Source organism: Yersinia sp. 1252 StPb PI (genome assembly GCF_048593885.1).
Classification (GTDB): domain Bacteria; phylum Pseudomonadota; class Gammaproteobacteria; order Enterobacterales; family Enterobacteriaceae; genus Yersinia; species Yersinia enterocolitica_E.
Genome location: NZ_JAZGQE010000038.1, coordinates 1 through 10,313 on the forward strand (window position 1 = coordinate 1; position 10,313 = coordinate 10,313).

Genomic DNA, 10,313 nt, shown 5'->3' on the forward strand with positions numbered 1-10,313 from the left:
TCAGAAGTGAAACGCCGTAGCGCCGATGGTAGTGTGGGGTCTCCCCATGCGAGAGTAGGACACTGCCAGGCATCAAATAAAGCCGAGACCCCATGCCAAAAGCGTGGGGTTTTTGCTATGGGCAGAATAGTGAAATATGTATAAATAGTGACCTTAGAGTGGTTGCGCCGCAGGGTTCATAGTCAGATGAGTCAAATATTGCAGGGGCAGGTGAGTCAAATCCGGCCGTCACAGCGATGAATAAAACAGAAGGCTACCGTGATAGGTGGCTTTTTTTACCTTCAGTTAAAACAAAATACAATATGAGTATTATGATCGGTTAGACTAGCGCCAGAACTAGTTAGAATGAGTATCCAATGTCATGTCGAATCAACACTCCCCGCTAAAACATCTCAATACTTTTGCATTAGCAGCTTATGCGAGCAAAGTAATTAGCGTTAACTCACCTGAAGAATTGATTAATGCTTGGCATGAGTCTGTTTCTAAGCATCAGCCAGTGCTTTTACTTGGCGAAGGCAGCAACGTGCTGTTTATTGAAAACTATTCAGGAACAGTATTACTTAATCGGATTAAGGGTATCACTTCTACTGAGGATGATATTGCCTGGCACCTGCATGTTGGGGCTGGAGAGAATTGGCATCAATTAGTTTGTTATTCATTACTAAATAACATGCCAGGTCTAGAAAATCTGGCGTTAATCCCAGGTTGTGTCGGTTCTGCACCCATTCAGAATATTGGTGCTTATGGTGTTGAGCTGCAAAAGGTATGCGAATACGTTGATTTGCTTGATATGGATAAGGGCACAGTGCTACGCCTTTCAGCTAAAGATTGTCAATTTGGCTATCGCGACAGCATTTTTAAGCATCACTATGGTCATGGATTTGCCATCGTAGCTGTAGGCATTAAATTGGTAAAATCATGGATCCCAACATTGGGCTATGGTGATCTAACGCGAATGGATCCATCGACAGTTACAGCAGAAGAGATATTCAACTCAGTTTGTACCATGCGGCGTAGTAAGCTACCCGATCCCGCAGTGACCGGCAATGCAGGCAGTTTTTTTAAGAATCCGGTTGTGGATGCCGCTGTAGCTGAAGAGATTGTAAAGCGCTACCCCAATGCGCCCCATTACCTGCAACCCGATGGGTCTGTTAAGCTGGCTGCCGGTTGGCTTATCGATCAATGTGCGCTTAAGGGATATCAGATTGGCGGTGCGGCGGTGCATCAGCAGCAGGCGTTAGTGTTGATTAACCTGGCAGAAGCGACAGGTCAGGATGTGATAGGCCTTGCCAGTTATATCCGTCAGCAAGTTGCCAAGAGATTTGCAATCTGGTTGGAACCAGAAGTGCGATTTATCGCAAGTAATGGTGAGGTTAATGCTGTGGAGTGTTTGTCGTGAAAGATATTAAAATCCCTTTACGGTTGATTGGCATATTAGCTGATGGTGCTTTCCATTCAGGAGAGCAATTAGGCGAAACCTTTGGGATGAGTCGTGCCGCAATTAACAAGCATATGCAAACTATCAGAGAGTGGGGACTAGATGTCTTTACTGTCCCTGGTAAGGGCTATAGTTTACCTGCACCTATTCAACTGCTTAATGAACAAACAATATTAAATTATCTCCCCGCAGGCCAGGTGGCTGTCTTGCCTGTCGTCGACTCGACGAATCAATATTTATTAGACCGCATTACTGAATTGAAGTCTGGCGATGCTTGTGTGGCTGAATACCAACATGCAGGGCGAGGAAGACGGGGGCGTCAGTGGATCTCTCCCTTTGGTGCGAATCTCTATTTATCTATGTTCTGGCGGCTGGAGCAAGGCCCTGCTGCTGCAATGGGATTAAGCCTGGTGGTTGGGATTGTCATGGCTGAGGTTCTACGTAAACTCGGTGCTGAGCAGGTTCGTGTAAAATGGCCAAATGACCTGTATTTAAATGATAAAAAACTGGCAGGTATATTGGTAGAACTCACAGGGAAAACAGGAGATGCTGCTCAGTTGGTAATTGGTGCGGGCATTAATTTAACAATGCGTGAATCAACGACTAACGTCATCAGTCAGGATTGGATCAACTTACAGGAAGCGGGTGTTAATATTGATCGTAATAAACTGACGGCTGAACTGTTATCTGAATTACGACTTGCAGTCGTTAAATTTGAAAACGAAGGCTTATCTGCTTTTATTTCTCGTTGGCGAGAAATGGACAATTATCTTGATCGCCCTGTGAAATTGATTATTGGCAATCAAGAGATATTTGGTATTGCTAGAGGTATTGACCAACAAGGTGCATTATTATTGGAGCAAAATGGCAATGTAAAACCTTATATTGGCGGTGAAATATCTCTACGTGGCGTTTAATTTTATAATAGATGGGAGGTTAGAACCTCCCACTTTGGCTATTTTCTCAAACGTACACTCTCAACGGCATGGTTGGCACTTTTAGTCATTATCAGACTGGCACGCTCACGCGTTGGTAGTATATTTTGCTTTAAATTCAACCCGTTAATCTCTTTCCATAATTGAGTGGCAATCTTGATTGCCTCTGCTTCAGGCAATTTAGCATAGTTATGGAAATAAGAATCAGGATTGGAAAATGCACCCTGTCTAAACTTAAGGAACCTGTTTATATACCAACTTTGAAGTAAATCTTCAGGGGCATCGACATATATAGAGAAGTCTACAAAATCAGAGACAAATACATGGTGCGGATCATGAGGGTAATCCATTCCACTTTGTAGAACATTTAAGCCCTCTAATATGAGAATATCAGGCTGCTTGATGATCTTATTACCGTCAGGGACAACATCATATATTAAATGAGAATAAACCGGCGCCGTAACATAACCTGTCCCTGATTTTACTTCTGAGACAAACTTCACCAGATTATGCATATCATAGGATTGTGGGAATCCTTTTTTCTTCATCAGCCCGCGCTCATTCAGGACTTTATTGGGATAAAGAAAACCATCTGTTGTAATCAGTTCTACACTGCGATGTTCCGGCCAGCGGCTGAGTAGCGCTTGCAGTAAGCGCGCGGTGGTGCTTTTACCGACAGCAACACTGCCTGCAATGCCAATGACATAGGGAATACGCTGGCCATCAGTTCCAAGGAATTGTTCCAGAACCGCCTGTCGCCGCAAATTAGAACTAATATAAAAGTTAAGCAGGCGCGAAAGTGGCAGGTATATCTGTGCCACTTCATCTAATGAAAGGTCTTCGTTAATCCCTTTGAGTTTAACGATTTCTTCTTCTGTTAGTGTCAATGGTACTGAGTCGCGCAAGGCTGCCCACTGGGTACGATCGAACTGTAGATAAGGCGTCGCTAAAGATTGATCTCTTTTTGTCATAAGCCAAATTCTGCCTGTTAACGCAGGTTGGGAAAGGCGCTGGACGCCAACTCCAGATAAGAAACAAGCTGCATATTATAGGCAGCTTGCTTTTTGGCGTAGACATTTTTGTGCTTAGTGAGTGATTTATTTGATGTACGTTGCTATTCCAATCAATTAAGAACACGGATGGCAGGTTCTACCCTTTTTATAGATAACAATCACTGTCATCAACTGGCTATGGCAGTATGTGATTGATTTACTGAAAATAAACGTTTGAAATAGATTGCGGTCGGATGATAGCTGCCATCGGGTGTGCAGGCATAATCCGGAATTTCTCCCATGCAACGATAACCTTGTGCACGGTAAAAAGATTCAGCAGGAGAACCTGCTTGAGTATCGAGATATAGCAATCCACGGCGTAGTTGAACCGCGGTACTCTCCATCGCGAGAATCAATTTGTGCCCAATACCAGTACGACGGCTACGACTATGCACCAATAATTTCTGCACTTCGGCTCGATTTAAACCATTTGGCTTTTGGCAAAGGTCTAATTGGATAGTTCCAGTAATCCCCATCTCATCGCGTGCTATCCATAATAGTAACGCTCCTTTGGCGATGGCCGGGCGCAGACCATCGTAATAGCTCTCAGCTTCTTTCTGCGACAGAGAGCGGGAGTCATAGCCTACAGATGCCCCATGAGCTACGGCATCAATCAGTAAACTTGCCAGCTCACTGCGATATATAGGCAATGTTGCCGCATTAAGTAAAACTATCTTCATGATCAAACTCCTCAACCGCTGCTGGTCTATGCTTATGTCTATGTTTAAGCAATAAACAAGCCAAATATGAGTAGTGTGATTACCCTCATTGGAGCAATATTTCTTTAGACGAGATGCACTCAATTGGGGCACTCTCCCTTTTTTGAGGCGTAAAACTAAATTTATACTCAGTCAGTGGTACTAAAATTAATGGCACAATGAGAGGTGAACTCATTTAAGGGGGGATTTTTCATTCATGGCGTTGATTACAAAAGTGGGCGTGCTGGATGTGAAATGAGCTAACTATGGTTAATAATACATCTGGCTTTTAAAAAGTGGCTGTTTTGTGAGCGAAAGGTCGACTTATGCAATTTTTTTGTTGCATCATAAGCTCGCTCTACCTAGAATGCGCTGCACTTGATGCCGGCATAGCTCAGTTGGTAGAGCAACTGACTTGTAATCAGTAGGTCCCGAGTTCGACTCTTGGTGCCGGCACCATTCAAGTACTAAAATTTAGGTGGGGTTCCCGAGCGGCCAAAGGGAGCAGACTGTAAATCTGCCGTCATCGACTTCGAAGGTTCGAATCCTTCCCCCACCACCATATTTACTCTTGAGTCTCAAGCCGATTCAGTGTCATGAATCTAAATGAGTCACTTAAGGGGAAGGTGAAAACCTTCGACGAAGGTTCGAGCCGAGCGTAGCGAGTCAACGACGCGCAGCGGCGGCACGAAGGGTGAGGAGCGAAGTGACGAATAATCCTTCCCCCACCACCATATTTAACCTTGAGTCTCAGGGTGATTCAGAAGATCGAACTCCTAATACACACTCAAGGCGAGAGCACCGCTCTCGATGAAGAGTGAAGTGGCCAAGCCCTTCCTTTCAAATTTCTGCAGATTAAGTCAGGTAGCCGAGTTCTAAGATGCGGGCATCGTATAATGGCTATTACCTCAGCCTTCCAAGCTGATGATGTGGGTTCGATTCCCACTGCCCGCTCCAAGATGTGCTGATATAGCTCAGTTGGTAGAGCGCACCCTTGGTAAGGGTGAGGTCGGCAGTTCGAATCTGCCTATCAGCACCATTTCTCATTCTCTCGTCCCCTGATTTTCTTTCTGTGTTATGGATTCAGCAAGCATGCGCTTGGTTGATGTGGTGAAACCACCGATTCCGTGTCTTAGAGGGACAATCGATGTCTAAAGAAAAGTTTGAACGTACAAAACCGCACGTTAATGTGGGTACTATTGGCCACGTTGACCATGGTAAAACTACCCTAACTGCTGCAATCACCACCGTACTGGCTAAAACCTACGGCGGTAGTGCTCGTGCATTCGACCAGATCGACAACGCTCCGGAAGAGAAAGCGCGTGGTATCACCATCAACACATCACATGTTGAATATGACACCCCGTCGCGCCACTATGCGCACGTTGACTGCCCAGGGCATGCCGACTACGTTAAAAACATGATAACCGGTGCTGCTCAGATGGACGGCGCGATTTTGGTTGTTGCTGCAACTGATGGCCCGATGCCACAGACTCGCGAGCACATCTTGTTAGGTCGTCAGGTTGGTGTTCCTTACATCCTGGTCTTCCTGAACAAGTGTGACATGGTTGACGATGAAGAATTGCTGGAATTGGTAGAAATGGAAGTCCGCGAACTTCTGTCTCAATATGATTTCCCTGGCGACGATACTCCCGTTATCCGTGGTTCAGCGCTGAAAGCGTTAGAAGGCGAGCCAGAGTGGGAAGCAAAAATTATTGAATTAGCTGAGGCACTGGATAGCTACATCCCACAGCCTGAGCGTGCAATCGATAGACCATTCCTGCTGCCAATCGAAGACGTATTCTCTATCTCAGGCCGTGGTACAGTCGTCACTGGCCGTGTAGAGCGTGGCATTGTTAAAGTTGGTGAAGAAGTTGAAATCGTTGGTATTATCGATACCATTAGAACAACATGTACTGGCGTTGAAATGTTCCGCAAACTGCTGGACGAAGGCCGCGCGGGTGAGAACGTTGGTGTTCTGCTGCGTGGTACTAAACGTGATGACGTACAGCGTGGTCAGGTATTAGCTAAGCCAGGTTCTATCAAGCCACATACTAAATTCGAATCAGAAGTTTATATTCTGAGCAAAGACGAAGGCGGCCGTCATACTCCGTTCTTCAAAGGTTACCGTCCTCAGTTCTACTTCCGTACAACGGATGTAACCGGTACTATTGAATTGCCAGACGGCGTTGAGATGGTGATGCCAGGTGATAACATTCAAATGATTGTTAACCTGATTGCGCCTATCGCAATGGATGACGGTCTGCGTTTCGCAATTCGTGAAGGCGGCCGTACGGTAGGTGCTGGCGTTGTTGCTAAAGTCATTGAATAAGATTTGACGCGACATGCGATAAAAGGGCATCATTTGATGCCCTTTTTCTACGTTGTCATGCTAGAACCTATCTCATCAGTGGTTTTTTCATCATAATTACTGGTGAGATGGGCTCTGGAAATACGGCGAATAGTGCCGAGTGGTGCCGATTAGAGAGTCTCTAGAGCATCCTTCGGCTTGGTTTGCTTTGCGATGCGAAGCAAAGTTGTTGTTCTGAATCATAGTGACAGGTTGGTTTATGAGTGCGAATACCGAGGCTCCAGGGAGCGGACGCGGCCTGGAAACGGCTAAATGGCTAATCGTTGCTGTATTATTAGTTACAGCTATTGTTGGTAACTATTATTTCCGTGATTACAGCCTGCCGTTGCGTGCGTTGGCAGTTGTAGTAATTATCGCTGTTGCCGGTGCTGTTGCATTGATGACGGCAAAAGGTAAAGCCACTGTAGCGTTTGCTCGTGAAGCACGCACGGAAGTGCGTAAAGTGATTTGGCCTACCCGTCAGGAAACTCTGCATACAACGTTAATCGTTGCTGCGGTAACTGCTGTAATGTCACTGATTCTATGGGGGCTAGATGGTATCCTAGTCCGCCTGGTATCATTTATTACTGGCCTGAGGTTCTAAGATGTCTGAAGCACCAAAAAAGCGTTGGTACGTCGTTCAGGCGTTTTCCGGTTTTGAAGGCCGCGTAGCTCAATCGCTGCGTGAGCATATCAAGTTACATGACATGGAAGAGCTGTTTGGCGAAGTCATGGTTCCAACGGAAGAAGTCGTCGAAATTCGTGGTGGTCAACGTCGTAAAAGTGAACGCAAATTCTTCCCAGGCTATGTACTGGTCCAGATGGTGATGAACGATGCCAGCTGGCACTTAGTGCGTAGCGTGCCACGTGTTATGGGCTTTATCGGTGGTACATCCGATCGCCCTGCACCAATCAGTGATAAAGAAGTTGATGCGATTATGAATCGTCTTCAACAAGTGGGTGATAAACCACGTCCTAAAACACTGTTTGAACCAGGTGAACTGGTGCGTGTCAGCGATGGTCCATTTGCCGACTTTAACGGTGTTGTTGAAGAAGTGGACTACGAGAAGAGCCGCCTGAAAGTATCTGTTTCTATCTTTGGCCGTGCAACACCGGTCGAGCTGGATTTCAGTCAGGTAGAAAAAGGCTGATTCATTTTTCAGCAGTGATTGAAATTTGAGTCTTGTCTTAGGCGCGAAATTAAAATATAATTTCGCGCCTTTTGTTTTTAGATGTCTTGCTTTTGTCATCCGTGGCAACTTATTTCATCGTAAATAATAGCGAGACAAAACACGGGGAGCCTCGAACGCGAGGCGATACTACCCAAATCGAGGAAATCGTAAATGGCTAAGAAAGTACAAGCCTATGTCAAGCTGCAAGTAGCAGCTGGTATGGCGAACCCAAGTCCACCAGTTGGTCCAGCTTTGGGTCAGCAGGGTGTTAACATCATGGAATTCTGTAAAGCGTTCAATGCTAAGACTGAAAGCATTGAAAAAGGCCTGCCGATCCCTGTTGTTATTACTGTTTATTCTGATCGCTCTTTCACTTTCGTTACTAAAACCCCGCCAGCAGCAGTTCTGCTGAAAAAAGCGGCAGGTATTAAGTCTGGTTCTGGCAAGCCGAACAAAGACAAAGTAGGGACTGTGACCGGTGCTCAGGTCCGTGAAATCGCAGAAACCAAAGCTGCGGATATGACTGGTGCTTCAATTGACGACATGATGCGTTCAATCGAAGGTACTGCTCGTTCCATGGGCCTGGTAGTGGAGGGTTAATAAATGGCTAAGCTGACCAAGCGCATGCGCGTGATCCGTGACAAAGTTGATGTGACTAAGCAATACGATATCAACGAAGCTGTTGCCCTGCTGAAAGAGCTGGCTACTGCTAAATTCGTAGAAAGTGTAGACGTTGCCGTTAATCTCGGTATCGACGCACGTAAATCTGACCAGAACGTTCGTGGTGCAACTGTGTTGCCACATGGTACTGGCCGTTCAGTACGCGTTGCTGTTTTCGCTCAGGGTGCAAACGCTGAAGCTGCGAAAGAAGCAGGCGCTGAATTGGTAGGTATGGAAGATCTGGCTGATATGATCAAGAAAGGCGAAATGAACTTCGACGTTGTTATTGCTTCCCCAGATGCAATGCGCGTTGTAGGTCAATTGGGCCAAATCTTGGGCCCACGTGGCCTGATGCCTAACCCTAAAGTGGGTACTGTTACTCCTAACGTTGCTGAAGCAGTTAAGAATGCTAAAGCAGGTCAGGTTCGTTATCGCAACGACAAAAACGGTATTATCCACACTACCATTGGTAAAGTTGATTTCGACTCAGATAAGTTGAGAGAAAACTTAGAATCTCTGGTTGTTGCGCTGAAGCGTGCTAAACCTGCTACAGCGAAAGGCGTTTATATCAAGAAAATCAGCCTCTCCACCACCATGGGTGCTGGCGTTGCAATCGATCAAAGCGGTCTGTCAGCAGTAGTGATCTAATCACGAATTGATTTTATCGCTTTACGTGGGCGTAAGGTTTGTCTAGAATCTTACGCCCATGCTTCTGTTGATGGGGTTACTTATCAGCAGAACACCAGAATTTTCGGTTGGAGCTTGGCCTTATCCAAGCCTCCGTCCAAGACCGCAGGTGTGTCGTAAGGCACTTAATTTCCTGCGTAGACGGTGACAGAACCTAAAGCATTTTTTTCTTTCCTATAAAGAATTGTCCTTGCTGAATTCTGCTCACCGTGTTTCAACGCCCGTTCATTGCATTTTGTAGTGGATTGGGTGACGTGAGTTCCGGGGAATTACTCTCCGGTTAATCCAGGAGCAAGAACTAATGGCACTAAATCTTCAAGGCAAACAAGCGATTGTTGCTGAAGTTAAAGAAGTAGCCAAAGGTGCGCTGTCTGCGGTTGTTGCGGATTCTCGTGGCGTTACCGTTGACAAAATGACTGAACTGCGTAAAGCAGGTCGTGAAGCTGGCGTTCACATGCAAGTTGTTCGTAACACCTTGCTGTGCCGCATTGTTGAAGGCACTCAATTCGAATGCCTGAAAGACACGTTTGTTGGTCCAACCTTGATCGCATTCTCTTCTGAACACCCGGGCGCAGCTGCTCGTCTGTTCAAAGCATTTGCTAAAGATAATGCAAAATTTGAGGTTAAAGCAGCAGCCTTTGAAGGCGAGTTAATCCCTGCGGCTCAGATCGACCGCCTGGCAACTCTGCCAACCTACGAAGAAGCAATCGCACGTCTGATGGGAACCATGAAAGAAGCCGCTGCTGGCAAATTGGTTCGTACTCTGGCTGCGCTGCGTGATCAGAAAGAAGCTGAAGCGGCTTAATCGCCCTCACTTTTGTCAGTCACTGCTTTTTAACGTATAAACTATTTCTGTATTTTAGGAACACTTGTTATGTCAACTATCACTAAAGACCAAATTCTGGAAGGCGTTGCAGCTCTGTCTGTAATGGAAATCGTTGAACTGATCTCTGCTATGGAAGAGAAATTCGGCGTTTCAGCTGCTGCTGTTGCTGCAGGTCCTGCTGCTGCTGCTGAAGCTGTAGAAGAACAAACTGAATTCAACGTTGTTCTGGCTTCATTCGGCGACAACAAAGTTGCAGTAATCAAAGCTGTTCGCGGCGCAACTGGTCTGGGCTTGAAAGAAGCTAAAGACCTGGTTGAGTCTGCACCTGCAGTTCTGAAAGAAGGCGTGAACAAAGACGAAGCTGAGTCTCTGAAAAAATCTCTGGAAGAAGCTGGTGCTTCTGTTGAGATCAAGTAAGTTTAGCTTTGAGCTCGCAGCCTAACTTATAGGCTGATGGCTGGTGACTTTTTAGTCATCAGCCTTTTTGCGCTGTAG

General features: G+C 45.9%; 11 protein-coding genes, 4 tRNA genes and 1 other RNA gene. 14 read left to right on the forward strand and 2 right to left on the reverse strand.

Annotated features, from left to right (window positions below):
* Positions 1 to 361: 361 nt before the first annotated feature.
* Entirely contained in the window at positions 362 to 1,399 is a 1,038-nt protein-coding gene (gene murB, locus V2A85_RS08130; RefSeq protein WP_083162036.1) for a UDP-N-acetylmuramate dehydrogenase, read from the forward strand.
* Entirely contained in the window at positions 1,396 to 2,355 is a 960-nt protein-coding gene (gene birA, locus V2A85_RS08135) for a bifunctional biotin--[acetyl-CoA-carboxylase] ligase/biotin operon repressor BirA (RefSeq protein WP_372560019.1), read from the forward strand. The genes murB and birA overlap by 4 nt, the downstream gene beginning before the upstream one ends.
* A gap of 38 nt (positions 2,356 to 2,393) precedes the next feature.
* Here the strand turns inward: birA and coaA are convergent, their stop codons facing one another.
* Together coaA and V2A85_RS08145 are read right to left on the reverse strand one after the other, a co-directional pair.
* Complete coding sequence (gene coaA / locus V2A85_RS08140; protein ID WP_083162041.1) at positions 2,394 to 3,344, reverse strand: type I pantothenate kinase; 951 nt, start codon at positions 3,342 to 3,344, stop codon at positions 2,394 to 2,396.
* Positions 3,345 to 3,553: 209 nt separating this feature from the next.
* Entirely contained in the window at positions 3,554 to 4,105 is a 552-nt protein-coding gene (locus V2A85_RS08145) for a GNAT family N-acetyltransferase (protein ID WP_083162043.1), read from the reverse strand.
* 401 nt (positions 4,106 to 4,506) lie between these two features.
* Between V2A85_RS08145 and V2A85_RS08150 the strand changes: the two genes are divergently transcribed.
* The 12 genes from V2A85_RS08150 (at position 4,507) to rplL (ending at position 10,235) form a co-directional block, all read left to right on the forward strand.
* Positions 4,507 to 4,582: transfer RNA gene (locus V2A85_RS08150), tRNA-Thr, on the forward strand.
* A gap of 18 nt (positions 4,583 to 4,600) precedes the next feature.
* Positions 4,601 to 4,685 (forward strand) — tRNA-Tyr (locus V2A85_RS08155).
* A gap of 44 nt (positions 4,686 to 4,729) precedes the next feature.
* Positions 4,730 to 4,857, forward strand: a non-coding RNA gene (locus V2A85_RS08160) — RtT sRNA.
* 148 nt (positions 4,858 to 5,005) lie between these two features.
* A tRNA-Gly gene (locus V2A85_RS08165) sits at positions 5,006 to 5,080 on the forward strand.
* Between the two features lie 6 nt (positions 5,081 to 5,086).
* A tRNA-Thr gene (locus V2A85_RS08170) sits at positions 5,087 to 5,162 on the forward strand.
* A gap of 108 nt (positions 5,163 to 5,270) precedes the next feature.
* Complete coding sequence (gene tuf / locus V2A85_RS08175) at positions 5,271 to 6,455, forward strand: elongation factor Tu (protein WP_042568960.1); 1,185 nt, start codon at positions 5,271 to 5,273, stop codon at positions 6,453 to 6,455.
* Between the two features lie 238 nt (positions 6,456 to 6,693).
* Complete coding sequence (secE, locus tag V2A85_RS08180) at positions 6,694 to 7,077, forward strand: preprotein translocase subunit SecE (RefSeq protein ID WP_005192343.1); 384 nt, start codon at positions 6,694 to 6,696, stop codon at positions 7,075 to 7,077.
* A gap of 1 nt (position 7,078) precedes the next feature.
* The gene (gene nusG / locus V2A85_RS08185) at positions 7,079 to 7,624 is read left to right on the forward strand and encodes a transcription termination/antitermination protein NusG (RefSeq protein WP_002210671.1); all 546 of its coding nucleotides are present in this window, start codon (positions 7,079 to 7,081) and stop codon (positions 7,622 to 7,624) included.
* Positions 7,625 to 7,816: 192 nt separating this feature from the next.
* Positions 7,817 to 8,245 carry a 50S ribosomal protein L11 gene (gene rplK / locus V2A85_RS08190; protein WP_004712403.1) on the forward strand — a complete coding sequence of 143 codons (429 nt, stop codon included), beginning with the start codon at positions 7,817 to 7,819 and terminating at the stop codon, positions 8,243 to 8,245.
* Between the two features lie 3 nt (positions 8,246 to 8,248).
* A complete protein-coding gene (gene rplA, locus V2A85_RS08195; RefSeq protein ID WP_049614735.1) occupies positions 8,249 to 8,953 on the forward strand; it encodes a 50S ribosomal protein L1 in 705 nt (234 codons plus the stop codon).
* Positions 8,954 to 9,293: 340 nt separating this feature from the next.
* The gene (gene rplJ, locus V2A85_RS08200) at positions 9,294 to 9,797 is read left to right on the forward strand and encodes a 50S ribosomal protein L10 (protein ID WP_083162045.1); all 504 of its coding nucleotides are present in this window, start codon (positions 9,294 to 9,296) and stop codon (positions 9,795 to 9,797) included.
* A gap of 69 nt (positions 9,798 to 9,866) precedes the next feature.
* Positions 9,867 to 10,235: a 50S ribosomal protein L7/L12 gene (gene rplL, locus V2A85_RS08205; protein WP_004876762.1), complete on the forward strand. Its 369-nt coding sequence runs from the start codon at positions 9,867 to 9,869 to the stop codon at positions 10,233 to 10,235.
* Positions 10,236 to 10,313: the final 78 nt, after the last annotated feature.

Excerpts from the sequence above, each read along its gene's own strand:
- rplA (WP_049614735.1), top strand. The coding sequence starts at position 8,249 with ATGGCTAAGCTGACCAAGCGCATGCGCGTGATCCGTGACAAAGTTGAT.
- murB (WP_083162036.1), top strand. The coding sequence starts at position 362 with ATGTCGAATCAACACTCCCCGCTAAAACATCTCAATACTTTTGCATTA.
- V2A85_RS08145 (WP_083162043.1), bottom strand. The coding sequence starts at position 4,105 with ATGAAGATAGTTTTACTTAATGCGGCAACATTGCCTATATATCGCAGT.
- rplL (WP_004876762.1), top strand. The coding sequence starts at position 9,867 with ATGTCAACTATCACTAAAGACCAAATTCTGGAAGGCGTTGCAGCTCTG.
- secE (WP_005192343.1), top strand. The coding sequence starts at position 6,694 with ATGAGTGCGAATACCGAGGCTCCAGGGAGCGGACGCGGCCTGGAAACG.
- coaA (WP_083162041.1), bottom strand. The coding sequence starts at position 3,344 with ATGACAAAAAGAGATCAATCTTTAGCGACGCCTTATCTACAGTTCGAT.
- tuf (WP_042568960.1), top strand. The coding sequence starts at position 5,271 with ATGTCTAAAGAAAAGTTTGAACGTACAAAACCGCACGTTAATGTGGGT.
- nusG (WP_002210671.1), top strand. The coding sequence starts at position 7,079 with ATGTCTGAAGCACCAAAAAAGCGTTGGTACGTCGTTCAGGCGTTTTCC.
- rplJ (WP_083162045.1), top strand. The coding sequence starts at position 9,294 with ATGGCACTAAATCTTCAAGGCAAACAAGCGATTGTTGCTGAAGTTAAA.
- rplK (WP_004712403.1), top strand. The coding sequence starts at position 7,817 with ATGGCTAAGAAAGTACAAGCCTATGTCAAGCTGCAAGTAGCAGCTGGT.